The sequence below is a fragment of the Paenibacillus sp. Negev47 genome (assembly GCF_058313655.1).
The window spans coordinates 2,051,433-2,077,994 of sequence record NZ_CM177754.1 but is presented as its reverse complement, the minus strand read 5'-3'; the positions used below and the strand labels follow the sequence as shown (position 1 = coordinate 2,077,994).

Sequence of the window (26,562 nt, the reverse complement as noted above, 5' to 3'; positions counted from 1 at the left end):
GACTCTCCTCCTCTTCGCTAGAGTGCTATTAGGACTCTACGGAGAACAAATAATAATACACTGGCTGTCCTCCAACATGTACCTCTACCTCAGCATCAGGATAGTGTTCTTCAAGCCATGCAGCGAGGGCAGCGGTAACCTCAGGGTCAGCTTCGTCCCCTTCAAGGATCGTCACCACTTCATCTCCACTCTCCATCATCTGTTTGAGCAGATCTTCACATGCTTGAAGCAAGGTTTCATCCGTCGCTACAATTTTGGAGTTATGAATACCGATATAGTGCCCGGCCTTGATATCCAAGTCATCATATTGCGTATCACGAACCGCATGAGTCACTTGACCGGACTGTACCCGGCTGATTGCCTCCAGCATCTGGTCACGGTTCGTTTCCGCAGACTCGTCTTCCTGGAAAGCAAACGCAGCTGCCATTCCCTGTGGGATGGTCTTACTTGGAATAACCGTAATCCGGCGCTCATCTTCAAGCAATTCACGCGCCTGCTCGGCAGCCAGTACAATATTCGAGTTATTCGGGAGTATGAATACCTGCTCCGCAGCAATTGAACGAACGGCTTTCACAAAATCCTCAGTACTTGGATTCATCGTCTGTCCACCGGACAGAACGACATCGACGCCAAGACTTTGGAAGATCTCTGCAATACCATCACCGGAGGATACCGCAATAAAACCATACGGTGCCATCTCATCTGCAGGAAGCACAGCCTCTTCCAGGCTTCGCGCTGCCTCAGGTGGAATGTCTGCAAACAATTCAGGTGAAGGCGCAATATCCATTCCTGCCGTCAGCAGATCCCGATGCTGTTCACGCATATTGAGAATATGAATCTGTGTGATTTCGCCATATTGCAGCGCCAGATTTAATACATCACCTGGTGTCTTGGAATGGACATGAACTTTGATCACTTCATCATCGGCAATGATGATGATCGAATCCCCATTAACTGACAACTCTTTCCGGAATGCCTCGTCATCGAATGCCACTCCTGCGTTCTCTCCAAGCTCACGATTAATGAAAAATTCCATATCATACAGGAACTCAATATCTTCCGTTTCCAATCTCGCCTGAGCAGACAACGGCATCTCCGGTGCAATTACCTGCTGTGCAGGCTTCTTGACAACCACTTCTGCCGGTGCTGCCGGTTTCAATGCAGATGCTGCCGCAGCTGGAGTCGATTCTTTCTTCAAGGAAGTACGATTTCCTCCGTCACTTTGCAGCAACACTTCCATAAAGCCTTCGTAGATATATACAAGCCCCTGACCACCTGAATCCACAACACCAACCTGTTTCAGTACAGGCAGTAATTCCGGAGTCATTGCCAGTGCTTCTTTTGCTTTTAACAAAACTTCATTCATTAATTCAGTAATATCATTCGTCCGTCTTGCGTAGTAGCTGGCATGTTTGGCCGCTTCTTTGGCTACGGTAAGAATGGTCCCTTCCACGGGTTTTACGACAGCTTTGTAAGCTGCGTCAACACCGTTCTGCAGGGCTGCTGCAAATTGGAGCGTATTCAGTTCCTCAAAGGGAGCAGCTGAACGACTAAATCCACGGAACAATTGCGATAGAATAACTCCCGAATTCCCCCGTGCGCCCATAAGCAAGCCTTTCGATAGAATACCGGCAGCTTCGCCGATGGAGGCAGAACTTTTTCTTTTAATCTCTGCAACTCCTGCACTCATTGTCAAATTCATGTTCGTTCCCGTGTCACCATCCGGCACAGGGAAAACATTCAGGGAATTGACGTGCTCTGCATGCTGTCCAAGTTGTTCCGCTCCGGCAAGTACCATTGCGGTGAAATCTGTTCCATTTAAAGAACGTATACTCAAGTGAGAATTCCCCTTCCTAGCTTGATACACGAACACCTTGCACCAAGATGTGTCTGGTCTGTTCATGCGCTAACGCGGACTGCGTTATTCTTCGTCCATACCTTGTCCGGCACAGGCATACAATACATAATGTCAGCCGGATTAACGGTCTGGGCGGCCGGGCTACCAATATCCTGCACTCTCTGTACCCCTAACTTCGGGGCATACGGATATGCACCGGTATCAAGAGCCGACATGAATGCCGCATGGAGACTGGTGCCAATTGATGGAATGCCGCAGCTCACAGCGTTGCCAAAAAAGCAGACCACCGACCTCTAGATACGGTTTATTCTCCGACTTTCCCGCGGCAACAGCCTGTTCACCACTGTATTATGGACTATTCAACATTGTACTATATTAGACAGGAGAAATAAATAAAGTTTTTGGATCAGTTGACGAAGCTTTTTTGATTATGATATTATATTCAAGTATTGTTTTATGCAGGTTAAGTAATGGAAATGATCCGGTCATCCGGCTTGAACAACACCATTAGCTACTGAAACCTGATCTTGATGGATCAGGAAGAACAATTTAGTCCTTATGGAATGATCTCTCGTTTCCGAAGGCAACTGGTTATTTTAGGATAGGAGGTGTAATCTATGTCTCGCAAATGTTATGTGACAGGTAAGAAACCGGGCACCGGTAACCACGTATCCCACGCTAACAACCGTAACCGTCGTACTTGGGGCGTAAACGTTCAGAAGGTCCGCATTCTCGTTGACGGCAAACCAAAACGTGTATACGTAAGCACCCGTGCACTGAAAGCCGGTAAAGTGACTCGCGTATAATCACGCAAAGCTACTATAAATCGGGTAAGCAAAAAGCACCTTGTTCCTTGCAGGTGCTTTTTTGGTATTCAAAAAAAGGGATCTTGAATACGCTCATTAACATGTGAATGGCCGCCGCATGGCGCTTCGCAGGTACGAATTCCAGATAAGCCTGAGCCAAAGCGGCGGTATTCCCTGTTACCTTATCAATCTGATCAGTTCTTTTGAAACGTATTAAGAATCGCCTTTACAAACCCTCCCAAAAACTTCGGCAGTTTGAATGTGTAAAATTTCATAATTCACCCTCCCCATCATGCTCATGCGTCCGCCGTATCCTATGCTCCAGGCCTTCTTTACCTCAAACACGACAAAAAAGGCTACATGAGAAACCTGCTCATGTAACCATATTTATGCGGAACCTTCGATCCCTATTCCACAATGACAAGCCCGAAGATCAGGTCATTTACGTTTGGGAAGGAATATATTGATAGACAGCGATCATGAAAACACTCAGTAAATAATACAGTATGCTGAATATAACAAAAGTAACCCGATGTCCCGTACGATCAAATTTGCGGAAATACATAATAACAACGCCCACCCCGATCAATGACGTAATGGCATTATACGGGGATTGAATAACCGCAAACAAAGCAAGCACGAGTCCCGTCGCAAGACTCGCAGCCATCGTCCACAGCGTCTCCTTAAGGGTCATAGATTAGCCTCCGTAGCTACGGCGAATTTCAGTAATCGCAGCAGCACGATCCTCACGGCCAAATACGGCACTTCCGGCAACAAGTACATCTGCTCCAGCTTCTACCACAAGCGGGGCTGTGTCCGCAGCAATTCCGCCATCTACTTCGATATGTACATCATGGCGCCCCTTTTCATTCAACCAGGTACGAATCTGCTTGATTTTGTTCATGGTGCCCGAGATAAATGCCTGTCCGCCAAAACCAGGATTTACTGTCATGACAAGAACCATATCAACATCATCCAAAACTTCGAGAATGGCTGACGCTGGCGTTCCCGGATTAAGGGCAACCCCTGCCTTCACTCCCTGCTCCTTAATCAGATGAATAACGCGGTGCAGATGTACACAAGCCTCAGCATGAACGGTAATTACCGCTGCGCCCGCTTTGGCAAATTCCTCAACATAACGCTCCGGGTTTTCAATCATCAAATGCACATCGAGCGGCAAGCTTGTATGTGGAGCGATCGCCTTTACAATCGCAGGTCCAAGCGTAATATTAGGGACGAAATGACCGTCCATAACGTCAACATGAATCCAGTCTCCTCCTGCAGCTTGGGCTTCTGCAACTTCCGCACCAAGTCGGGCAAAATCAGCTGATAATATCGATGGGGCAATTTTAATCATGTTAATACCTCCGCTTCTTATCTTTCATTTCGGTAAGGAACAGCACATAGTGCTGATATCGGCTTTCGGAGATTAGACCTTCCTCCTTGGCCGCAAGCACACGACATCCTGGTTCATGTGTATGGGTACAGCCTCGGAACTTGCACTGATCTGCAAACTGGGCGAATTCCCGGAAACAAGTAGAGAGTTCCTCCACACCGATCTCCAGGAAGTCCAGTTGGCTGAATCCCGGCGTATCTGCGACGAACCCGCCATTATCCAGGGGTATAAGTTCCACGTGTCTGGTGGTATGTTTCCCTCGTCCGAGGCGCATGCTGATCGCATTTGTCTCCAGCGTCAGGCCCGGCATCAATGCATTTAACATCGAAGACTTGCCTACACCGGATTGTCCGGAGAATACGCTGATCTTACCAGCCAGACGGTCCCTGAGCAATTCACTGCCTTCACCGGTTAAAGAACTTGTCGAGATTACTTCGTAACCCACCTGTTCATACAATGCTTTCACTTCAGCAACGATATCTTTGGCTGGATCTGCCAAATCCTGTTTGGTCAACACAATGAGTGCATCCAGCCCCGCCTGTTCGATGTGAACAAGGAACTTGTCCAACAGATTCAGGTTCATATCCGGTTCCTTCACTGAGAACAGCAAAACAGCCAAACTTACATTGGCTACAGGAGGACGGATAAGTTCCGTCTCACGCTTCCGAATTTCATCTACCGTTCCTTCTCCATTCTCAGTCAACATGTAGCTGACGCGATCACCTACAAGCGGTGAGGTTCCCCGCTTTCTGAAGATACCTCTGGCTCTGCATTGAACGGCGGAACCTTCAACCGAAGGAACCCCGTTGTCTTCCACTGGCATGACATAATAGTAACCGCTTAGCGCTTTAACGATGATACCTTCTGGCATAGCTCCGTCGCCCTCCTTTAGATGGTGGTACATTTACTCCAGACGCCAGCATAAGCCGCCCTTATGGACGGCTTGATGCGTTATCGACTTCCGTTTTCTTTTCTTTTCCTTTGCCATGACCTTTGTCGTTGTTCATGGCAGAGGTGTCTTCCTCTTCACTGTCACCCTCACCATCTGCCGGTATAGACTCAGGCTCACCTTCCTGGTTGGGGTCAACACTGCCCTCTTCGCCACTACCTGCACCCGGATCAGGGTCATTCTCTGGCGGTGGCTGTGTGCTTTGTTCAGGGTCAATGGAAGGTACACTCACTGTTCCGTTTTTGGCTTCACTGTAGGAGACAAGATACGTGTCCAGGAACTGTCCATCTCGATACACGGACACTGCACCATTTTCATTTGGAGCGAGCACAAGTGGAATGGTCAGCGTCTGGGTTGAATTGACGGTGCGAGTTCCCCATTCCTGATTCTTACCGCGTGCATCTTCATACGTGATACGGATTTTACTGTTTTTGCCCTCTTCTTTGGGTGATACATTGATATTGAACGGATATTCGAGTGCTTCAGGCGGGTACCCTGTACTGATAAAGATCGTAATTTTATCGCCAGGACTCACCTCTGCGCCAGCTTCCACAGGCCATTGCTGCGTCACTTTGCCCTGTTCCATCGTATAACTTGACTCTTCCTGCACCTGAGCAAGCACAAGTCCAGCAGATTTAATTTTTTCTTCGGCTTCACTGCGGGTAAGATTTTTCAGTTCAGGCATTTTGACCGTTTCGGCGCCTTTACTTACGGTTAACTCAATCTGAACCGCCTCTGGATCGACTTCCTCATTGACGCCAGGTGTCTGGGAAATAACAGTACCTGAAGCCACATCATTGGAGAACTCATCTTTCCGCTGAATCTGATCTTCCTTAATACCAAGCTTAGTCAATTTCTTGACAGCCTCATCATAAGTCTCTTGTTTGACATCAATCATCTTCACCAGTTCTTTTTCTGCACCAACACTGATCTGGACCTCGGAACCTTCTTTGACGACATCGCCTTCTTTTCTACTCTGGTCAAAGACAATACCGGGTTCGACATCTTCCTGATACAGACGGATGACCTCATCACTGACGACGAGTCCTTTCTCCTCGAGTATTTCCCGAGCCTTTTCTTCCGTCTGGGTGATCACGTTAGGTACGGTAACTTCAGGTACAACTAACATACCCTTGACATACCATACAACCCCCACCATGGCGATTAGAATAAGAACAGTTAATGAAATCAGTAGTGTTGGCTTCTTCCAGTTCTTAGCTTTCGCTTTGCCCTTGCCTGCTTCATCGTCAGACTCCATCACAGGCACTGCACCCGTCGATGTAACTCCGCGCGGTTCAGGCTTGATGGCTGGCATAACGCGAGTCTGGTCTATATCATCCTCATCCGGAAAATCAATCTTCGTTTCATTGCGTCTCTCCGGCATCAGGCAAGTTTCCAGATCGGTCTGCATTTCTTTGGCTGACTGATAACGTTCCTGCGGATTTTTGCGCATCGATTTCAGAATGACATTTTCCACACTTTGCGGAATCAGAGGATTGAATTTGCGTGGTTCATCGAACTCTTCCTGCAAATGCTTCAATGCTACACTGATTGGACTTTCCCCCAAAAACGGAAGTTGCCCAGTCAGCATTTGGTACAATACGATCCCAAGAGAATATAAGTCCGATTTTTCGCCAGTAACGATGCCTTTGGCATGCTCCGGTGAGAAGTAATGTACAGAACCGACTACGGAACCTGTCTGCGTAATTGTTGTAGATGTAACGGCACGAGCGATCCCGAAATCCGTTACTTTCACACGGCCATTCCGGCCAATTAATATATTATGGGGTTTGATATCCCGATGAATGATTTGATTATGATGTGCATGATCAAGCGCGTCTGCGATCTGGGAAGCAATTCTTACCGACTCATCCACCTGCAGAGGCGCACGTTCTTTAATGATTTCATTCAGGTTCTTGCCTTCCACATACTCCATGACAATATAATGAACGTCATCTTCCTGTCCTACGTCATAAATACTGACTACATTGGGATGAGAAAGTGAGGCTGCCGATTGAGCTTCCCTGCGGAAACGGCGAATAAACTCTTCGTCATGCACAAACTGTTGTCTAAGGACTTTGATCGCTACATTCCGGTTCAGCAGAAGATCCTGGGCTTTGTATACGAGAGCCATGCCGCCACCGCCGACTCGCTCAATCACTTCATAACGTCCGCCTAGCTGGTGCCCAATCATGACTCACACCCCGTTTCCGTATCCACGGAACCTTCCTTCTGTAACTCGAACAATGCAACCGTGATGTTATCGTCTCCACCAGCAAGTAAAGCCAACTGAAGCAGTCGGTCTGCACGATCTTCCAATGCCAGCTCCTGATTGCCGGCAACCTGAATAATCTGCTCATTGCTGACCAGGTTACTGAGACCGTCACTACACAGGAGAAGAACTTCGCCTTCCTCCAGCTTAACGGTATCCAGATCCACCTTCACTTCGGCATCTGTTCCAAGCGCACGAGTCAGCACGTTGCGACGTGGATGATGAGACACATCCTCTTTACTGATCTGGCCGTTTTTGAACAATTCATTCACCAGTGTATGGTCCTCGGTCAGCTGGATCACAGCTTTGTTCGCAATTTTGTAAGCTCTGCTATCACCGATGTGTCCAATAACACCTTCCGTATCGTTCAATAACGCTGCAACCACCGTTGTTCCCATGTTGTGGTACTTGTCATCTGTAGATGCCGTGCGGAATATGACTTCGTTGGCATGCAAAATAGCATCGCTGAGAGCTGCAGACAGAGACGCATGCGACAGACCTGGTTCCAGCGTTCCCAGATCGTGCACCAACGTCTCCACTGCCAAGCGGCTTGCCGTATCCCCTGCAAGATGTCCACCCATGCCATCGGCAACAATACCCAGAATATATCCTGTATCGAGATCACGAATCCAGGCTGAATCTTCATTCACCGAACGCACCCGTCCGATATGGCTCACATGAACTGTTTTGATCAAAACGTTCTCACCTCAACTCCATATGCTTTGCACGAAGCTGACCGCAAGCGGCAGCAATATCATGTCCCTGTTCACGACGAATGGTTACATTAACACCCTGTTCCGAGAGAATCTTCTGAAAATTGAAAATGTCGCTTCTCGATGTTCTTACATACTTGCGTTCAGGAACATGGTTAACCGGAATCAGATTCACGTGGCACAACATGTTTTTAAGCACGCTTGCCAGTTCTGCTGCATGCTCTGGCTGGTCGTTTACCCCACCAATGAGTGCATATTCAAACGTAATTCTCCGACCTGTTTTGGCCAGATAATAACGAAGGGACTCCATCACGTCTTCAAAAGGAAAACGACGGTTAACCGGCATCAATTTCGAACGCAGTGCATCATTTGGTGCATGGATCGAAATGGCGAGGTTAATCTGTGTATCTTCATCCGCAAACTTGTAGATGTTCGGAACGATTCCACTTGTTGAAACCGTGATGTGACGCTGACCAATGTTCAGTCCTTTTTCATGAATCATAATGCGCAAGAAAGTCATCGTTGCTTCATAGTTTTCGAACGGTTCACCCGAACCCATGATCACGATACTGCTGACACGCTCGCCGCGTTCATCCAAAATTTTCTGGGCCTGCACAACCTGTGCAACAATCTCACCAGCCGTAAGGTTACGCTTGAGCCCACCCAATGTAGACGCACAGAACGTACAACCAATACGACATCCAACCTGTGTGGTTACACAGATACTGTTTCCGTAGTTGTGCTTCATGATTACTGTCTCAATGGCATGATCGTCATGAAGACCAAAGAGGAATTTTACGGTTCCATCCTTGGACTCAAACTTTGTAATTTCCTTAAGCGTTACAAATTCAAATTGCTCTGTCAGCTTTTCACGCAATGGCTTGGACAGATTCGTCATTTCACTAAAATCGTTCACGCGTTTTACATAAATCCAGTCAAAGATTTGACCACCGCGAAACGCCGGCTCCCCATTCTCCACAGCCCATTGCTGCAGTTCTTCCAGAGAATAATCATATATAAAAGGTTTCATTTTGTTGTCAACACCTATTCCTTCTTTTCTTTTCGTTTGGCTCCTACTTTACGTTCCATTCGTCCTATTCTATCACAAAGACCACTTTACATCCATGTATACCCTTGATGTCTGTACTTCATGCATTATAACACCTCAATGCCACCATCGCACCCTGTCATCCCTTTTGTCTGACCATAAACTCGAAGTCCCATCACAAAGAAATCCGCCGAAGTTCCCCTCGGCGGCCATCCTTCCGTGCTCTATTAAACTGTTATTCCACTGTTTTTGTCAACCGTGCGATGAAAAATCCGTCGCTGTGAGCGAATTGTGGCAAAATCTGAACGCCACCGTTGACGACCTTCAGGTTCACTGTCTCCGCATCGGGCCAGACGGACGTTTCCGCTGGACTATATTCCGGATGTCGGTTCAAGAAGTCTGCGACCATAACCTCATTCTCGACAGGTTCAATGGTACACGTACTGTAAACCAGAATCCCGCCTGGTTTTAACAACGGCGCCACACGATCAAGCAGTTCACGCTGCAGGTTGGAGATATCTTCAATATCTTCTACGGATTTGGTCCATTTCACATCGGGCTTGCGACGAATAACACCAAGACCGGAACATGGTGCATCCAGCAAAATACGGTCAAACGACGCTTCCGGATAACGCTCATTCAGATCAAGAGCATCCCCTGTTACAGCATCAATGCAACTCAGACCGAGACGCTCCGCCTGATCCAGGATCAGCTGGCGCTTGTGAGCATGTACATCGTTAGCGACAATACGACCGCGATCGTGCATTTTCTCCGCCATGTGAGCTGTTTTACCACCTGGCGCTGCGCAGCAATCCAATACGAGTTGGTCTTCTTCAGGCGCAACCGCTTCAGCCACGAGCATGGAACTTTCGTCCTGTACAGAGAACAATCCGTCCCGGTACCAGGACGTTAGAGCCATGTTTCCGCCACTACGTACAAGAATACCATCGGAACTCAGCTGAGAAGCTTCAACAACTGCACCTGTGCTGCTCATCTCATGCATCAGTTTCTCCCGTGTGGTCATCGTAGTGTTGACCCGAACACTCACCGCTGGCGGCTCGTTATTCGCACGACAGATAGCTTCCGCCGTCTCCTCGCCGTACTGGGCAATCCAGCGTTCAACCATCCATAACGGGTGGGAATGCTCAAGTGAAATACGTTCGGCAACGGGCAGATGTTCTGGAATACGAAGTTCATCCCGATTGCGGATCATATTGCGGAGCACACCATTCACCATGCCCGAGATTCCCTGATGGCCCAGTTTCTTGGCCAGATTGACCGCTTCGCTCACCACGGCATGTTCCGGAATACGATCCAGGTATATCATCTGATATACACTAATCCGCAGCAGGCTGCGAACCCAAGGTTGCAGTTTGGATACCCCTTTGGCAACGTAACGTTCCAAAAAGTAATCAAGTGTATTCAATCTAGCGATTGTTCCGTACACTAATTCAGTAGCTAGTCCGGCATCCGCGGGGCTTAAATCCGCCTCTTTCAGACGACGGTTCAACTCCAGATTACTGTATGCCCCATCTTGCTCAACTGCACTAAGCACCTTCACTGCCAAGGCACGAGCAGATGTTTTGGGTTTCTGGGAGCCAGATGCACCATTAGCGGAAGCATTTCCTACGCCACCCGATTTACCTGAATTCGGACGACGGTTTCCTTCACGCCCGGATGTATTTCCTGTGGCTTTATGGCCTTTGCCTGACGAACGCCCCGATGTATTACCGCTCATCGCAGCACCGTTCCCGGTTTCAGTGTACCACCGCGAGCAAAGTCAGCGGCTTGCATCACCTTTTTGCCTGCAGGCTGCACCTCAGTTAACCAGAGCGAGCCATTACCTGTACGAACTTCAATCCCTGCTTTGTTCAATTGCAACACCGTTCCCGGCTCTGCTTGTCCAGCATCCGAAGAAGTTGCCAGATCCACCTGATCGGGGTTAGCCGCAGCCCAGATCTTGAAGACCTGATCATCCCACATCGTAAATGCACCCGAAAATGGCACAAGGCCGCGGATCTGATTGAACAATTCGCGTGAAGTACGACTCCAGTCCATTTTCTCGTCTTCCCGAGTCAAATTGCGGGCATACGAAGCTTCGGCATCATCCTGAGGGACCGCCGTTGTCTCGCCTGCAATCAATCGTGGCATTTCTGCCTGAAGCAGTTTGGAACCAGCCTCACTTAATTTATCAAACATCGATCCTGATGTATCTTCATCCGTAATTGGCAGTTCCACACGCGAGATCATATCTCCGGTATCCAGGCCTTCAGCCATATACATCAATGTGACTCCTGTCACGGATTCTCCGTTAATAATGGAACGTTGGATCGGGGCTCCTCCACGATATTTCGGCAAAAGAGAGCCATGCACGTTCACACAACCGCGAACAGGCATATCCAGCACGGCTTTGGGCAGAATCTGTCCAAAGGCCGCGGTAACGATCAGATCCGGCTTCCATTCAGCCAAGCGGGCTACGGCTTCCGGATCACGCAATTTAACAGGTTGAAACACCGGCAGACCGTGGCGTTCTGCCGCGGCCTTAACCGGTGTTGGCGTAAGTACTTTTTTGCGCCCCTGTGGTTTATCAGGCTGAGTCACCACACCCACCACATTGTATCCCTCTGCAATCAGCATATCGAGAGAAGGAACTGCAAATTCAGGTGTTCCCATAAAAACAATATTCAAATCGATCACTCCTTAATTACGACGCGGTCCCGTTTGATCTGCTGCAATTTCGTACACTTTCTCGGCGATATCCGTAAAGAGTACGCCATCCAGATGATCAATTTCATGCTGGAATGCACGGGACAACAGGCCGCTACCCGTAATAATCAACTCTTTACCTTCACGATCCAGACCTTTGACCGTCACGGTCTCAAAACGACGAACGTCACCATTAATTCCAGGGATACTCAGACAACCTTCTGGTCCGAATTGTTCTCCCTCACTTGCAATGATCTCCGGGTTAATCATCTTGATCAGCCCTTGCTCATCACCTGCGTCAATTACGATCAGACGTTTCAAAATGCCGACCTGTGGTGCCGCAAGACCCACACCTTCCGCATCGTACATGGTGTCAGCCATATCATCCAGCAATTTTTGTACGTTTGGTGTAATTTTGGTTACTTCTTTGGCTCTCTTGTGGAGCACCTCATCTGGTTCTTGAACGATAATGCGAATCGACATGTTGTAAGCACCTTCCTAATCCTCATCATAATTTCAGGACGATATCTGTATTTTTGGGGTATTCATTTTTAATCTATGTTTATACCGCTTGTTTACATCCGCACTGCTGCAAAATGCTTACATTAACATTTGCGGGTCTACATCCAGACTAATGAGTAGTTTTTGCGCCTGAACATCCTCATCCATGCGCCGGGCCGTTGCCAGAGCAAGTCCTATGGCGTCTACATCCCCCCGCCATTTTATCATACATTGGAATCTGTATCTATTCTTGATCCGTGGAATCGGGGACGCTACCGGCCCCAGCACATCAAAGGCATCATTACTGAAACGATCCAGACTGCCCAGCCATCCGGCTGCATTAGCCTTCTCCTTTAGGATTCGCGTGTAGTTCTCGGCAAGGCGTATCAATACCGGAAGCTGCTCATGCGAAAAGGTCACCAGAATCAGGCGACAGTAAGGCGGATATTGCAAATTGCGACGATGCAGTAGTTCCTCACGTACAAACGATACATAGTCATGCTGGCTCGCATGCCCAATGGAGTAATGCTCCGGCGTATAGGACTGGACAAACACTTCACCAGGCAATTGGTGCCGACCCGCTCGGCCAGCTACCTGTGTTAGCAACTGAAACGTTTTTTCAGCAGCACGAAAATCAGGTAAATTCAGTGCTGAATCCGCTGTTATCACGCCAACCAGGGTTACATCCGGGAAATCGAGTCCCTTCGCAACCATCTGGGTGCCCAGTAATACATCCGCCTTTTTCTCACGAAATTGTTTCAACAGCTTCTCGTGCGCCCCTTTTTCTGTTGTCGTATCCACATCCATTCGAATGACCCGAATACCTGGAAAGAGCTTCGCGAGCTCTTCCTCGACCCGCTGCGTACCTGTACCAAAATATCGAATATGCTCACTTCCACAGTCCGGGCACACTTCAGGAGCCGCTTCCGCATATCCGCAGTAGTGACAACGGAGATTATTGGAGCGTTGATGGTACGTTAATGAAATATCACATTCGGGACAGCCTGCCACATATCCACAACTTCGGCACATGACAAAGGTCGAATATCCACGGCGATTTAGCAGAAGTACCGTCTGTTCACCACGTTCCAAACGCTCCTCCAGCCCTTTATGCAAAGCCCTGCTAAACATGGAGCGGTTGCCGTCCTTTAACTCTTCACGCATGTCAACGATCCGCACTTCAGGCAGCTTGTTCCCCAGTGCCCGAGTTGGCATCTCGAGCAAGAGCGGTGCAAAGTCATCATTACTCTGCGATCGTGCAGCGTAATAACTTTCCAGCGAAGGTGTCGCTGAACCCAGAACGACCACGGCCTGGTGCTGCTGTGCTCTTTTTACCGCTACATCACGGGCATGATATTTCGGAGTTTCCTCCTGTTTGTAGGAAGTCTCGTGTTCTTCATCCATAATAATCAGCCCAAGCCGACTGAACGGAGCAAATACGGCTGAACGTGCCCCAATCGCAACCTTCACCTGACCCTCACGAATCTTGCGCCATTCATCATAACGTTCACCGCCAGACAGACGACTGTGCATGACCGCAACCTGGTCGCCGAAGCGTCCCTTGAAGCGCTCTACCATCTGTGGTGTCAATGCAATCTCGGGCACCAGTACGATGGCCTGCCGATCCTGCTCGATGCATTGTTGAATGGTTTGAAGATAGACTTCCGTCTTGCCACTACCCGTGACACCATGCAGCAAAAATACCCCATGGCGCTGTTCCTGCAATCGGCCATTGATATTGTCATAAACATGTTTTTGCTCATCGGTCAGAACCAACGGTTCAGTCGCTTTGAACTTCCTGCCTTGATAAGGGTCACGAAAAACCTCGACGTCCTCGGTTACAATCAGTCCCTTTTCCTCAAGACCCTTGATCGTTGCTGCCGATACCTGCAGTGTAGATAACACTTCTTTCATCGGCATGGGCAGAAGCTCTTTCATTTCCAGCAAAAAAGCCAGAATCTCCTTCTGCCGCTGTGCTTTCGCCGGGAACGAAGCAAGTGCTTCCTGAGCAGCAGCGATATCTACGGCCAGATCAACAGACTTCATTGTTTTCTTATTCAGCTTGTCCTTGATGGCCTGACTTTCCAGCAGTACACCACCAAGCAATAATTTCTTGATCAGCGCAGCATGATTCGGATATTTCCGACTGAGCTGTTGCAGGGGTACCTGACCCCGACCTTTGACAAAACGGATGATATCCTGCTGCACCTTCTCGGTCGTAGACTCTTGTCCCCAAACAAATAACACCTCATCGTCCGGTTGTGTACTGGCGACCTCTCCGTCCAGTGCATCTCCCAGCGAGATGTATCGTTCTGCTTTCCCTTTCAATGCCGTCGGCACCATCACCTGCAATGACAAAATCCGGTTACTGGCATAACGTCCACTCATCCATTCGGCCAGTTCAACCAAATCTTTTGACAGTGGGGGAACAATATCCAGCAACTCCTGAATCTGCTTCAGCTTGAATGATTCCTCCCCGGTACGTGGCACAAGATCAATCACGAATCCCTGTACCGTCCGATGGCCAAAAGGTACACCCACCCGGCTGCCAATCTCGATCCATTCCCTCATCGCTTCAGGTACCAAGTAATCAAACGGCCGGTCTGTTTCCTTCACAGGAACATCGACAATGACCTTGGCAATCTCCATATTCTAATTCCTCCCGGCAATCCGCTCCGCCGCAATCCGGAGCAACCGATGAGCCACATCGTGCTTGGCCATCACTTGAAGCTCCTCCACCAAACCCTCCCGGTCATAGATATGTACCGCGTTGGTGTCTGTTCCAAATCCTGCACCCGTTCGGGTTACGTCATTGGCTACGATCAGATCACAGTTTTTCCGTTCCAATTTCTCACGTGCATACATCTCAACTGACTGAGTCTCCGCAGCAAAACCAATTAAAAACTGATGGGTTTTCTGTTTGCCCAGCGTTTCAAGAATATCTATATTTTTAACAAGTTCGAGCGACAGCGTGTCGCCTTTCTTCTTGATCTTCTCGGTGTAAACTTCCTTTAGACGATAATCGGCAACTGCCGCCGCCTTAACCACGATATCTGCATCATCCCACTCGCGTGTGACAGCTTCATACATATCCTGTGCAGACTGTACAGGGATCAACTCAACGTTCTCCGGTGGCTTCGCTTGGGTATTGCCCATAACCAATTTCACATCTGCCCCCAGTTCACGCGCAGCCGCGGCTATGGCAAATCCCATTTTGCCAGACGAATCGTTCGTAATGTATCGTACGGGGTCAATACGCTCAATCGTGCCCCCAGCCGTCACCACAACCTTTTTGCCTTGTAACAGTAAATCTTGTCCCTTTTGAGCTCGATCTTCAGATTCACGCTGTTCGAAGAAACGCTCTACCACATCAACAATGGTCTCCGGTTCTTCCAGACGTCCCTTGCCGACATAACCACATGCAAGCTGTCCTTCACCCGGCTCAATCATTAAGGTTCCCCGTTCAGCAAGCAGATTCATATTATGCTGTACAGCCGGATGATCATACATATGTACATTCATGGCTGGGGCAATCATTACAGGAGCAGTCGTGGCAAGAAGAGTTGTTGAGAGCATATCGTCTGCCATACCATGGGCCATCTTGGCAATCACATTCGCAGTAGCCGGGGCTACCAGAACAAGATCAGCCAGATCAGCCAGATGAATATGAGATACAACCGCTGGTTCACGCTCATCAAATGTATCGGTATATACGGTATTTCGGGTCAACGTTTGCAGCGTTAATTCGGTAATAAACTGTGTAGCGGAAGCTGTCATAATTACATGAACATCCGCCCCCTTTTGCACCAGTCTGCTGCATAATGTTGCCGCTTTGTAAGCGGCTATGCCGCCTGTCACACCAAGCACGATTTTTTTACCGTTCAACATGTTTATTTCCCCCGATATTTATACGACGTCTAATTAAGATTCCGTTAAAATATGCTTATTCGTAAAAAAATAACAACCTCGCGGTTGTCAATTAATCCGGCTTGCGCCGTATGCAGTTGAAGAGCAGCCGCAGGCGGCTTACTCTTCTTCTTCGTCCTGTCCTTTGATGACAACGAGCAGGTCTCCATAGATTTCTTCCAGTGCAACGCCAACTTGTTTATGGGATCTCGCACCTTTTAAATCCGTTTTTTCACCTTCACGTAGCTGTCTAGCCCGGCGGGAAGCAGCAACAACAAGGGAATACTTGCTGTCGACTTTGTTCATCATTTCATCAATAGAAGGATACAGCATATTAACAAACACCTCTTCGCATTAGTATAATCGCAAGTTGCCGCCTGACAGAACTTATGTGGCATGTCTTCACATTTGGACAGTCCAAGATGGACTGCTTCAATACATGATATGACAACTGCCCCACTTATATCGCATTCTGCAGCGGCAAAAGGGATTATTTATTGATCTTACAATGTTCGGCGATTATGATGCTTTCTATTCTCTTGCACGCCAAATCAATTTCATCATTAACAACAGCGTAATCATACTGCTCCAGCAGACTGATCTCATCGACCGCCACAGACATCCGGTGATCAATGGTCGCTTGGCTTTCGGTACCACGCCCCTGAATGCGATCTTTCAGCTCGTCCAATGAAGGAGGAAGCAGGAAAACAAAGATCCCTTCCGGGAATTTCTCTTTCACTTTTAACGCGCCTTGAACCTCAATCTCCAGAATGATGTCGCGGCCTTCGTTAATCGTTTTCTCTACAAAATCACGCGGTGTTCCGTAATAATTACCAACATACTCCGCATGTTCCAACAATTGATCTTCAGCAATCATGTTCTGGAACTCTTCATGACTTCTGAAGAAATAGTTCACACCATGTTCTTCACCCAGACGAGGCTGACGGGTTGTCGCCGATACGGAATAGATCAATTCCGGCACCCGTTTGCGCAATGCGCTGCATACAGTACCCTTCCCGACCCCTGATGGGCCGGACAACACTACCAGTAATCCCTTAGACATATTACACTCCATTTTATTCGTCGTTGTCATCATCTTTCGAAGAAAGACGATGGGCGACCGTCTCAGGCTGAACTGCAGACAGAATGACATGATCGCTATCCGTAATAATTACGGCACGAGTACGTCTTCCGTACGTTGCATCAATCAGCATGTGACGATCTCTTGCCTCTTGTATGATTCTCTTGATCGGCGCCGATTCCGGACTCACGATGGATATAATCCGGTTCGCCGATACGATGTTACCGAATCCAATGTTAATGAGTTTGATTGCCATAATCAGGTTCTTCCCCCTATACATGCGACTCTTATGCCGAAATATGGCCGTTCATTCGATATTCGCCGCTTGCTCACGAATCTTCTCCAGCTCCGCCTTCATCTCGACAACACGATTCACCAGAGCCAAATGGTTGGCTTTTGATCCAATCGTATTGACTTCCCGATTCATCTCTTGAATTAGAAAGTCCAACTTACGCCCTACCGGCTCATCACTCTTCAGCAGTTCCCTGCTCTGTCCAAAGTGACTGAGTAGACGTGTAAGCTCCTCTTCTATGTTAGAACGATCGGCAAACATTGCAATTTCCATACCCAATTTATGCTCATCAAAAGGGAAAGAGCCTTCTTCCTGCATTTCCGTAAGCCGTTGCCTTAACTTGTTACGGTAATCACTTACCACAGTCGGAGCAAGATCAAGCATCTCGGTATGCAGCGACTCCAGACGGGTAATCCGCCGTTCCAGATCACTGGCCAGATGAAGACCCTCGCGAGCGCGCATCTGCTCAAGGCTGGACAAAGCCTCTTTCAATCCTTCCTGCAGCACTCGCTCCCATTCGTCCTTCTGCTCTTCCGGAATGGAACTTGTCCCATCCGAATGAACCATGACGTCTGGCAGCCCAAGCATATCCACAATACTTGGTTTGCCCTGCATTCCATACTGAGTCTCCAGTTGCTCTGCAGCCTGCAGATAGGCCCTGACCGTCTGTTCATTCAGAACAGCGGGAAGAGCCTGGTCTTCCTCTTTTTCTTTCATTACATAAACATCAATCCGCCCACGTTTCAAACGACCCTGTACGATCTTCCTCAAACCGTCTTCATAATACGTCCACTCTCTTGGCAGACGCATCATCACTTCGCAATAACGATGATTAACAGATTTGATCTCTAATTGTACCTTATAGCCGCCAAAATGAAAGGCGGATTGACCGTATCCGGTCATACTGAATGACATCGGCATCACATCCGTTTTACTATTGTAATTGATTATTAGGGTTGAAACAAGTAGGACATTGATGCTCCGACTTCTCCCATACATATTGAGTCAGTTCGGCCGTCATGCCATAGAACATAAACGGTGTCATGAGATAGATGCCTTTGAAATGGACTGTTGCTACATCCAGCAGTTCTTTGGCAATTTTTACACCCATAGCACGGCCTTCTTCTCCTTCCAGACCCGCCATCCGGGAACGCACTTCATCCGATAGCTGAATCCCCGGAACCTCGTTGTGCAGATACTCTGCATTCCGTCCACTCGCCAGCGGCATTACACCTACAAAAATGGGCACATCCAGATGTTTGGTCGCTTCGTGCATTGCTACAATCAACTCAGGGTCATAGATCGGTTGTGTCATGATGTAATCTGCGCCAGAGGCAATTTTCTTCTCCAGACGTTGTACAGCTTTATCCAAATATTTCACATTGGGATTAAATGCCGCTCCGATGACAAAACCGGCTTTCTGCTTCAGCGGTTTACCTGAGAAAGCCACTCCATCGTTCAACTGCTTGATCATGCGTATGATTTCAAAAGAAGTCAGATCATATACTGAGCTTGAACCCGGCAGATCACCAAATCTTGCAGGATCTCCTGTTACAGCCAGTACATGATTAATCCCCAAAGCATCAAAACCCATCATGTGTGACTGTGTTCCAATCAGATTCCGGTCACGGCAGGCAATATGTACAAGTGGACGAAGGCCCGTGCGATCCTGAACGAGGTGACCCAGCGCCATGTTGCTCATCCGTGTAACCGCTAGTGAATTATCCGCCAGGGTCAGGGCATCTGCTCCTGCCGCTTTCAGTGTCTCGGCACCCTTCATGAACTTGGCAATGTCCAAGTCACGTGGCGGGTCAAGTTCAACAATGACCGTGTGACGCTGCTTGACCAGATCAACGATTGTAGGCTGTCCTCCACGTCCGGAACGCTCATCCACATGTTCATGCAACACGATACGAGCTTTGGATTCGGACGGATCGGGCTCCAAAATAGGCGAAGGTACATATTCGGCGAGCGCCTCTTTCATTGCGGTAATATGATCAGGTGTAGTCCCGCAGCACCCGCCGATAATACGAGCGCCCAGTTCGGCAAACTGCACTGCCGTCTGACCAAAGTACTCCGGAGTTGCACCATAACGGAACTGACCATCCACATAATCCGCGGCACCCGCGTTCGGATAGACGGACATCGGAATACCAATACGACCAGAGACGGTTTCCATGGCACGCATTATCCCGTTTGGACCGGAGCGACAGTTAAAACCGATCACATCCGCACCCTGCTCCCGCATGATCCGGAAGGCTTCAGGCATCGTATATCCGTCCAGCGTATGCCCTACATCCTCTACCGCGAACTGTCCAATTACAGGCAGATCACTCAGCTTGCGTGCTTGCAAAAGGGCAATATCCATCTCTTCTATATCATAGAAGGTCTCAAGCAAAATGCCATCTACACCTTCATCGAGCAGAGCAGAGATCTGTTGTTGATAGAAGCGTTTGAGTTCACTTGTGGACACGTTCGTCCGCTTGCCGCCACGAATAGAGCCTACTGCACCAAGAACGTAACCGTCAGCTCCAGCCACCTCTTTGGCAATACGTACACCGGCACGGTTCACATCCTCCACCTTGGACTCCAGACCGAACTTGGACAACTTGTCGTAATTGGCAGAATACGTATTCGTTTCAAATATTTCTGTACCTGCATCCCGATAACGGCGATGTACATCCGCCACCACTTCAGGTGAAATCAAGTTCAATTCTTCATATGAAATCCCTACCGGAAACCCCATTTGGTACAGAAATGTTCCCATGGCCCCATCTCCAACGAGAACACGTTCCTGCATAACTTTGCGCAAATCCGCCTTCATCCCTTTTCCCCCCGCCTAGCTGTGATCATTTTCATACTAATGTAACACAAAAAACGCTAAAAAACGAAGAAAAACACAGGTTTTTGATGCAGATTAAAAAAAGAGGCCCACAGGCCCCTTTGGTTAAACCTTCCACTTTTTTATGAAGTGATTCCCTTAAAAACAACTTCAGCAGGTCCGGTCATGTACACATGATTGTCAGCTTCATTCCACTCAATGTGAAGATCCCCACCCTTGAGGCTGATGATTGCCGTACGATCTGTATGCCCATTCAGGACAGAGGATACCAGTGTTGCACATGCCCCGGTTCCGCAAGCAAGTGTTGGGCCAGCTCCACGTTCCCATACACGCATGTCCACATATCCACGGTCACGAACTGTGGCGAATTCCACATTGATTTTTTTCGGGAACAGCGGATGCACTTCAAGAAGTGGTCCCCAAGTTGTGAGGTCAAAATTCACAGCATCATCTACATAGATGACCGCATGCGGGTTACCCATGGATACGGCAGTGAATTTGAACGCATGTCCATTCGCTTCAATGTGATGATCGACCACGGGATTCGCATCCACCGTTGTAGGTACCTGTAGGCCATTCAGGATAGGCTCACCCATATCCACACGAACCGTTTCCACTTTACCATCACGAATGTTGAGACTTACCGGTTGTACGCCTGCACCAATCGTTTCAATGGTGATCTGCTCCTGGCTAACGTGACCATGATCGTATACATATTTGGACACACAGCGAATGGCATTACCGCACTGCTCTGCTTCGGAACCGTCCGAATTCATGATGCGCATCTGAAAGTCCGCCTTCTCCGAAGGCAGTATATAAACCAGGCCGTCCGCACCGATGCCGAAGAAACGGTTACACCATTTCACAGCCAATTCTGCAGCATCAGCCGGAAGCTTCTTTTCACCAAATACAACGATAAAATCATTACCAAGTCCATGCATTTTCGTAAATTCCATAACCTTGCCCACTCCTTTTGGCAGTCTGCTGCCAAAGCTATATTCTTGCTCTTCTACAGGATCACCATAGAAATTCATATTCAACAGTTACACCAAAAAATGCTATCCTGCAAAATGCCAAAGCTGCCGCTTCGAATCATTTTGAGGATAGCATAACGAAATGGGTAAGGAAAAGGTATTGATTTTATGCCGAAAACTTTGTACTTTTCGGTACGAAGCGGCCAGAACCCCCCATGCGACGGCGGTTACGACGACCACCCCACACGCTGCCTGCGCCCATAAGGAACGTTGGAATGCCTGCAGCAACAATACAGATCGCCCATTCACGCAAACCTAGAGGTACAGTTTTGAAGATCGGTTGAAGCGCCTCAACGTACATAACAATTAACATCAGCACAACCGATGAAATAACGGCAAGAACCAGATATTTGTTCTGTAGTGGATTCCGGTGGAAGATGGATCGTGAACTACGGCAATCAAAGACATGAATGAGCTGCGCCAAAACGAGTGTAGCGAAAGCCACAGACTGTGCTTTGATCAGTTGACCCGGGTTATCCGGTGCAGCCTGAAGGGTGAGCCAGAACGCTCCGAGTGTACATAATCCAATCAATACACCCCGACTGACAATTTTCCAACCCAGTCTGCGGGCAAATATATTTTCTTTGGCTCCCCGGGGTTTGTGCTCCATCAAATCTTTCTCAGGCTGATCTACCCCCAGCGCCATTGCAGGTAAACCATCCGTCACCAGGTTAACCCACAGAATCTGAATAGGCACGAGTGGTAGCGGCAGGCCCATCATCATCGCAAAGAACATCGTTAGAATCTCGCCCACGTTTGATGCCAGCAAATAACGGATAAACTTGCGAATGTTCTCATAGATATTACGGCCTTCTTCAATGGCAGCCACAATGGTCGAGAAGTTATCATCACTCAGAATGAGCGCCGAAGCTTCCTTCGTCACATCTGTGCCTGTAATGCCCATCGCTATGCCGATATCTGCCGCTTTGATCGCTGGAGCATCATTCACCCCATCCCCCGTCATCGCGACGACATGCCCTTTGCGCTGCAACGATTTTACGATGCGAAGCTTATGTTCAGGAGACACTCTGGAGAACACATAGATGCCTTCTACCTGTTTATCCAGTTGCTCATCCGTCATGCCTGCCAGTTGCTGACCACTTAACGAAGCGCCTCCGCGTGGAAGAATACCCAGCTGATGAGCAATGGCTTCTGCCGTTGTTCCATGATCACCTGTGATCATGACGGTGCGAATACCCGCTTTGCGGCATGTGGCAATCGCATCTCTCACTTCACGACGCGGTGGATCAATCATACCTGCAAGTCCTACGAAGACAAGTTGACTTTCGGCGGCGTGTTCGTCAGCCACTTTTTCTTCCGGCCGAACTTCACGATAGGCCATTCCGAGAACACGCAGTGCCGCTCCGGCCATGTTCTCATTTGCTGCCATCACTTTCTGCCGCAGCGTTCCAGTGAAAGGTACCACCTTGCCTTCCCATAAAATATAACTGCAGTGTCCGATCAACACATCGGGTGCACCTTTGGTATAGATCATTCGGCCCCCCTGGTGATGAACCAGGACCGACATGCGTTTTCGCTCCGAATCAAACGGAAACTCCTGCTCGCGGGCATACAACTCTTTGAGGCCAGCAGGGGTAAGTCCCATTTTGGAGGCCAGTGTGACGAGTGCCCCTTCCGTCGGGTCGCCCTTCAGCTCCCAGAACACATTTTCTCCCTTGACCGTTTCTTCTTGGAGATCCTCTTTTTTCGTGTTTTTCTTGCTTTCCTTTTTCGTATCCTTGCCCTTTTTCTTGTTCCCCATCTGGCTTGCAACGCTCTCCACAATACTGGCATTGTTGCAAAGCGCACTGATCTGGAGCATTCTGCGCAGGGACTGGTCACTCTTCAGTTCCACCATGCGACCGTTCTCCAGCATCTGTCCTTCGGGTGCATAACCATCCCCGGTAACCTTGATGTCGCGTCCCTCCAGCCACACATCCGTTACCGTCATCTTGTTCTGGGTGAGCGTGCCTGTCTTATCCGAGCAGATTACGGACGCGCAGCCCAGAGTTTCGACAGAAGGCAGCTTACGTACAATAGCTTTACGCTTGATCATCCGCTGCACGCCAAGGGCAAGTGCGATGGTTACAATGGCCGGCAGACCCTCCGGTATGGCAGCCACCGCGAGGCTAACCCCTGCCAGAAACATGCCGACAGCTGGTTGTCCGTGCAATATACCTGCCACGACGACCATAACGGTTAATCCCAACGCGACAAAAATCAGAATTTTGCCCAGTTGTTCCAGCCTGTGCTGTAGCGGTGTTTCTTGCTCCTCCGTATTCTGGATCAGATCGGCAATCTTGCCCATCTCGGTCTCCATTCCTGTACGGATAACCACACCTTTGGCCGTGCCACGAGTGACCATGGTACCCATAAAACCAATATTCTTCTGATCGCCAAGTGGAACATCCTCGTCGGCAATCGGAAGGCAATGTTTGCTTACGGGGACAGATTCCCCGGTAAGTGCCGACTCCTCGACATCCAGACTGTTCGTTTCCAGCCAGCGTACATCAGCAGGTATTCGGTCACCACTCTCCACCATGACAATATCCCCGGGTACAAGTTGTTTGGCGGCAAGATGTACTTCCTGGCCCGATCGAAGCACTTTGGCGAGAGGTGCGGACAACTGTTTCAATGCACGAAGAGATCGTTCTGCCCGGAATTCCTGCACAAACCCCAGAATGGCATTCAGCACAATAATGGCCACGATCGTTACCGCATCCAGATACTCACCCAGCAATCCGGATACCAACGTTGCTCCCATCAATACCAGCACCATAAAATCTTTGAACTGATTCAAGAGCAATGTGATTGGAGAAATACGTTTCCCCTCGCTCAGCTCATTCGAACCGATAGCTTTCCTCTTCTCCGCTGCAGCTTCATCCGTCAATCCTTCCTGCGGGTTGACGCCAAGAGTGTTGCGAAGCTCTTCATCACTTAGTTGATGCCACTTGGTATGTTCCATGCTTCAAGGTTCCCTCCCAGTCTGTATTCATCTGCAAAATAAGCTCACATGCTTCACCGGCGCGCTGGTCGACAGGCTGTACACTATGCCGGACAAACTACCTGCTCTATATGTATTCGGACAGGTCTGTGATTAGCACCCGCAAGGTGAATCCTTTCCCTGATGGACAGAATAAGCTAAAATAAAAGTCTGCGATGTTCTGCGCAGTACTGATTCCAGCGTTCAACAGGCAAGCAACGAAGAATCTGCAGCCAGTCCTGTTTTTTTACATAACCTGGTTGCTCGTTTCAGTTATATAGATGAAGCATTTGGCATGATAAAATGCAGATGCTCGATAGAGAGAGGAAGTGGAAAAATGGCATTGGACGGCATCGTAACACGGGCCATTGTTCATGAATTGCAAGGCTGCATTGGTGGACGTATCAGCAAAATCCATCAGCCGAATGGCCATGACGTAGTTCTCACCCTGCGTGCTCAGCGCGGAAATAGTAAATTGCTTGTTTCGGCAAGCCCGACCTATCCCCGTGTGCATTTTACGGAAAAAACATTCCTTAACCCGACGGAAGCACCCATGTTCTGTATGCTGCTCCGCAAGCACTGTGAAGGTGCAATCATTGAGGAGATCCGTCAGATTGGCATGGAACGTATTATCCACATCAATGTGCGCCAGCGCGACGAACTGGGGGATATTTCGGTTAAACGGATCATCATTGAATTGATGGGGCGTCACAGTAATATTATTTTACTTGATCCTGTAACAGGAACGATTCTGGATGGCATTCATCATGTGACTCCGTCCATCAGTAGCTACAGGGTAATCATGCCCGGATTCTCGTACACCGCCCCACCTGAACAACATAAAAGTAATCCGCTCGAAGTGAGCCGTGCAGCATTCGAGGAAAGCTATCATACCGCTGAAGAAGAGGCATCACGCTGGCTTGTGAATTCATTTAGCGGTCTTAGCCCGCTGATTGCAGGAGAGATTGCTGCCCGTGGAATTGCTGCTGAAGGCACAGTTAACACTCAGGCTGTGGTTGAGGGTGCGAGTCGAATTGAGGTCGGGGCGCTCTGGAACGCTTTTGAAGCCGTGATGGGTCCTGTCAGAGATCATCTCTACACGCCTGTAACTGGAATGAACGCCAAAGGCAAAATGATTTTCTCGGCCGTTCATCTTCAGAGCATTCAGGATTTGGAGAAAACCTATGACACGATGAGCAAGTGCATGGAAGATTATTACGGAGACAAGGCTGAACGGGACACGGTTAAACAGAGAGTAAGTGATCTGCTCCGTTTTCTGCAGAATGAGCGAAGCAAGAACATCAAAAAGCTGGATAACCTGAACAAGGATCTGCTCGAAGCGGATGATGCAGACAAGTTCAGACTATGGGGTGAGTTGCTGTTCGCCTCCCTGCATCAGGTCCGCAAAGGGGACAAGAGCGTGGAGCTTGTGAACTTCTATGATGAAGACCAAGCCAACATTACCATTCAACTTGATCCGCTGCTTACACCGTCTGATAACGCACAACGTTATTTCAAGCGGTATAACAAATACAAGAACAGTCTGGCTGTCATTCATGAGCAGCTTGGCAAGACCAAAGACGAGATTGACTATCTCGATAACCTATTGCAACAGCTGTCCATTGCATCCATGAACGACATTGAGGAAATACGGGACGAGCTTGTGCAACAGGGATACCTTCGTGACCGTAACAAAAAGGGTAAAAAGAAGAAGAAAAGCGACCGTCCGACCGTACACCAATTCACCTCCTCCGAGGGGATTGATATTCTTGTGGGCAAAAACAACCTGCAAAATGAGTATGTGACCAACCGTCTCGCTTCTTCCAACGACACTTGGCTGCATACCAAAGACATTCCAGGTTCACATGTGGTCATTCGCAGTACTGACTTTGGTGAAGCTACATTGGAAGAAGCGGCACAGCTTGCTGCCTATTTCAGCCAAGCCAAGGAATCAAGCAGTGTGCCTGTGGATTACACGTTTATCCGTCATGTACGCAAACCAAGTGGTGCGAAGCCAGGTTTTGTCATCTATGATCACCAGAAGACCTTGTTTGTCACGCCAAATGATGAATTGATCAAGAGTCTGCCATCCACCATTAAAAATGGATAAGAGACTTATTTCGTAAGTTGAGATGTAACAGTAACATTAGAAAAATCCCCTGACCATTAAATGAA

The 26,562-nt window shown here is 48.6% G+C and carries 22 protein-coding genes; 2 read left to right on the top strand and 20 right to left on the bottom strand.

Annotated elements, in window-relative coordinates; genetic code table 11:
* Positions 1-28: 28 nt before the first annotated feature.
* Entirely contained in the window at positions 29-1,837 is a 1,809-nt protein-coding gene (locus AC4G47_RS09665) for a DAK2 domain-containing protein (RefSeq protein WP_491105848.1), read from the bottom strand.
* A 638-nt stretch (positions 1,838-2,475) separates the two neighbouring features.
* Between AC4G47_RS09665 and rpmB the strand changes: the two genes are divergently transcribed.
* Positions 2,476-2,664 carry a 50S ribosomal protein L28 gene (gene rpmB, locus AC4G47_RS09660; protein ID WP_017687459.1) on the top strand — a complete coding sequence of 63 codons (189 nt, stop codon included), beginning with the start codon at positions 2,476-2,478 and terminating at the stop codon, positions 2,662-2,664.
* A gap of 194 nt (positions 2,665-2,858) precedes the next feature.
* Here the strand turns inward: rpmB and spoVM are convergent, their stop codons facing one another.
* From spoVM to AC4G47_RS09565, 19 genes are all read right to left on the bottom strand, one after another.
* Positions 2,859-2,939, bottom strand: a complete 81-nt coding sequence (gene spoVM, locus AC4G47_RS09655; RefSeq protein WP_019424875.1) for a stage V sporulation protein SpoVM — start codon at positions 2,937-2,939, stop codon at positions 2,859-2,861.
* A 167-nt stretch (positions 2,940-3,106) separates the two neighbouring features.
* Positions 3,107-3,358 carry a hypothetical protein gene (locus AC4G47_RS09650; protein ID WP_062835351.1) on the bottom strand — a complete coding sequence of 84 codons (252 nt, stop codon included), beginning with the start codon at positions 3,356-3,358 and terminating at the stop codon, positions 3,107-3,109.
* 3 nt (positions 3,359-3,361) lie between these two features.
* The gene (rpe, locus tag AC4G47_RS09645; protein ID WP_017687456.1) at positions 3,362-4,021 is read right to left on the bottom strand and encodes a ribulose-phosphate 3-epimerase; all 660 of its coding nucleotides are present in this window, start codon (positions 4,019-4,021) and stop codon (positions 3,362-3,364) included.
* A gap of 1 nt (position 4,022) precedes the next feature.
* Positions 4,023-4,931 (bottom strand): ribosome small subunit-dependent GTPase A, encoded by a 909-nt coding sequence (gene rsgA, locus AC4G47_RS09640; protein ID WP_491105847.1) that lies wholly within the window; start codon positions 4,929-4,931, stop codon positions 4,023-4,025.
* Between the two features lie 61 nt (positions 4,932-4,992).
* Positions 4,993-7,203, bottom strand: a complete 2,211-nt coding sequence (gene pknB, locus AC4G47_RS09635; protein WP_491105846.1) for a Stk1 family PASTA domain-containing Ser/Thr kinase — start codon at positions 7,201-7,203, stop codon at positions 4,993-4,995.
* Positions 7,200-7,976, bottom strand: a complete 777-nt coding sequence (locus tag AC4G47_RS09630) for a Stp1/IreP family PP2C-type Ser/Thr phosphatase (protein ID WP_491105845.1) — start codon at positions 7,974-7,976, stop codon at positions 7,200-7,202. The genes pknB and AC4G47_RS09630 overlap by 4 nt, the downstream gene beginning before the upstream one ends.
* A gap of 7 nt (positions 7,977-7,983) precedes the next feature.
* A complete protein-coding gene (gene rlmN / locus AC4G47_RS09625) occupies positions 7,984-9,024 on the bottom strand; it encodes a dual-specificity RNA methyltransferase RlmN (protein ID WP_062836114.1) in 1,041 nt (346 codons plus the stop codon).
* A 253-nt stretch (positions 9,025-9,277) separates the two neighbouring features.
* Positions 9,278-10,780, bottom strand: coding sequence for a 16S rRNA (cytosine(967)-C(5))-methyltransferase RsmB (gene rsmB, locus AC4G47_RS09620; RefSeq protein WP_491105844.1), 1,503 nt, complete (start codon positions 10,778-10,780; stop codon positions 9,278-9,280).
* Positions 10,777-11,730, bottom strand: coding sequence for a methionyl-tRNA formyltransferase (gene fmt / locus AC4G47_RS09615; protein ID WP_458123263.1), 954 nt, complete (start codon positions 11,728-11,730; stop codon positions 10,777-10,779). The genes rsmB and fmt overlap by 4 nt, the downstream gene beginning before the upstream one ends.
* 12 nt (positions 11,731-11,742) lie before the next feature.
* A complete protein-coding gene (gene def / locus AC4G47_RS09610) occupies positions 11,743-12,231 on the bottom strand; it encodes a peptide deformylase (protein ID WP_145322836.1) in 489 nt (162 codons plus the stop codon).
* Between the two features lie 117 nt (positions 12,232-12,348).
* Entirely contained in the window at positions 12,349-14,898 is a 2,550-nt protein-coding gene (priA, locus tag AC4G47_RS09605) for a primosomal protein N' (protein WP_491105843.1), read from the bottom strand.
* A gap of 3 nt (positions 14,899-14,901) precedes the next feature.
* A complete protein-coding gene (gene coaBC, locus AC4G47_RS09600; RefSeq protein ID WP_491105842.1) occupies positions 14,902-16,137 on the bottom strand; it encodes a bifunctional phosphopantothenoylcysteine decarboxylase/phosphopantothenate--cysteine ligase CoaBC in 1,236 nt (411 codons plus the stop codon).
* Positions 16,138-16,275: 138 nt separating this feature from the next.
* Positions 16,276-16,488, bottom strand: coding sequence for a DNA-directed RNA polymerase subunit omega (gene rpoZ, locus AC4G47_RS09595; RefSeq protein ID WP_458123266.1), 213 nt, complete (start codon positions 16,486-16,488; stop codon positions 16,276-16,278).
* Positions 16,489-16,645: 157 nt separating this feature from the next.
* Positions 16,646-17,218 (bottom strand): guanylate kinase, encoded by a 573-nt coding sequence (gene gmk, locus AC4G47_RS09590; protein WP_017687445.1) that lies wholly within the window; start codon positions 17,216-17,218, stop codon positions 16,646-16,648.
* Positions 17,219-17,231: 13 nt separating this feature from the next.
* Positions 17,232-17,492, bottom strand: coding sequence for an extracellular matrix/biofilm regulator RemA (gene remA / locus AC4G47_RS09585; RefSeq protein WP_006209218.1), 261 nt, complete (start codon positions 17,490-17,492; stop codon positions 17,232-17,234).
* 51 nt (positions 17,493-17,543) lie between these two features.
* Entirely contained in the window at positions 17,544-18,443 is a 900-nt protein-coding gene (locus AC4G47_RS09580; protein ID WP_336763573.1) for a YicC/YloC family endoribonuclease, read from the bottom strand.
* A 19-nt stretch (positions 18,444-18,462) separates the two neighbouring features.
* Positions 18,463-20,352 carry a bifunctional homocysteine S-methyltransferase/methylenetetrahydrofolate reductase gene (locus AC4G47_RS09575; RefSeq protein ID WP_458123267.1) on the bottom strand — a complete coding sequence of 630 codons (1,890 nt, stop codon included), beginning with the start codon at positions 20,350-20,352 and terminating at the stop codon, positions 18,463-18,465.
* Positions 20,353-20,492: 140 nt separating this feature from the next.
* Positions 20,493-21,326, bottom strand: coding sequence for a diaminopimelate epimerase (gene dapF, locus AC4G47_RS09570; protein ID WP_491105841.1), 834 nt, complete (start codon positions 21,324-21,326; stop codon positions 20,493-20,495).
* A gap of 184 nt (positions 21,327-21,510) precedes the next feature.
* Positions 21,511-24,369 carry a calcium-translocating P-type ATPase, SERCA-type gene (locus AC4G47_RS09565; protein ID WP_491105840.1) on the bottom strand — a complete coding sequence of 953 codons (2,859 nt, stop codon included), beginning with the start codon at positions 24,367-24,369 and terminating at the stop codon, positions 21,511-21,513.
* A 355-nt stretch (positions 24,370-24,724) separates the two neighbouring features.
* Here AC4G47_RS09565 and AC4G47_RS09560 point away from each other — a divergent pair, with 355 nt between their 5' ends.
* Positions 24,725-26,497, top strand: a complete 1,773-nt coding sequence (locus tag AC4G47_RS09560) for an Rqc2 family fibronectin-binding protein (RefSeq protein ID WP_491105839.1) — start codon at positions 24,725-24,727, stop codon at positions 26,495-26,497.
* The last annotated feature ends 65 nt before the right edge of the window (positions 26,498-26,562 follow it).

Coding starts and splice junctions, on each gene's coding strand:
- rpmB (WP_017687459.1), top strand. CDS start 2,476: ATGTCTCGCAAATGTTATGTGACAGGTAAGAAACCGGGCACCGGTAAC.
- spoVM (WP_019424875.1), bottom strand. CDS start 2,939: ATGAAATTTTACACATTCAAACTGCCGAAGTTTTTGGGAGGGTTTGTA.
- AC4G47_RS09650 (WP_062835351.1), bottom strand. CDS start 3,358: ATGACCCTTAAGGAGACGCTGTGGACGATGGCTGCGAGTCTTGCGACG.
- rpe (WP_017687456.1), bottom strand. CDS start 4,021: ATGATTAAAATTGCCCCATCGATATTATCAGCTGATTTTGCCCGACTT.
- rsgA (WP_491105847.1), bottom strand. CDS start 4,931: ATGCCAGAAGGTATCATCGTTAAAGCGCTAAGCGGTTACTATTATGTC.
- pknB (WP_491105846.1), bottom strand. CDS start 7,203: ATGATTGGGCACCAGCTAGGCGGACGTTATGAAGTGATTGAGCGAGTC.
- rlmN (WP_062836114.1), bottom strand. CDS start 9,024: ATGAAACCTTTTATATATGATTATTCTCTGGAAGAACTGCAGCAATGG.
- rsmB (WP_491105844.1), bottom strand. CDS start 10,780: ATGAGCGGTAATACATCGGGGCGTTCGTCAGGCAAAGGCCATAAAGCC.
- def (WP_145322836.1), bottom strand. CDS start 12,231: ATGTCGATTCGCATTATCGTTCAAGAACCAGATGAGGTGCTCCACAAG.
- priA (WP_491105843.1), bottom strand. CDS start 14,898: ATGGAGATTGCCAAGGTCATTGTCGATGTTCCTGTGAAGGAAACAGAC.
- coaBC (WP_491105842.1), bottom strand. CDS start 16,137: ATGTTGAACGGTAAAAAAATCGTGCTTGGTGTGACAGGCGGCATAGCC.
- rpoZ (WP_458123266.1), bottom strand. CDS start 16,488: ATGCTGTATCCTTCTATTGATGAAATGATGAACAAAGTCGACAGCAAG.
- gmk (WP_017687445.1), bottom strand. CDS start 17,218: ATGTCTAAGGGATTACTGGTAGTGTTGTCCGGCCCATCAGGGGTCGGG.
- remA (WP_006209218.1), bottom strand. CDS start 17,492: ATGGCAATCAAACTCATTAACATTGGATTCGGTAACATCGTATCGGCG.
- AC4G47_RS09580 (WP_336763573.1), bottom strand. CDS start 18,443: ATGTCATTCAGTATGACCGGATACGGTCAATCCGCCTTTCATTTTGGC.
- AC4G47_RS09575 (WP_458123267.1), bottom strand. CDS start 20,352: ATGAAGGCGGATTTGCGCAAAGTTATGCAGGAACGTGTTCTCGTTGGA.
- dapF (WP_491105841.1), bottom strand. CDS start 21,326: ATGGAATTTACGAAAATGCATGGACTTGGTAATGATTTTATCGTTGTA.
- AC4G47_RS09565 (WP_491105840.1), bottom strand. CDS start 24,369: ATGGAACATACCAAGTGGCATCAACTAAGTGATGAAGAGCTTCGCAAC.
- AC4G47_RS09560 (WP_491105839.1), top strand. CDS start 24,725: ATGGCATTGGACGGCATCGTAACACGGGCCATTGTTCATGAATTGCAA.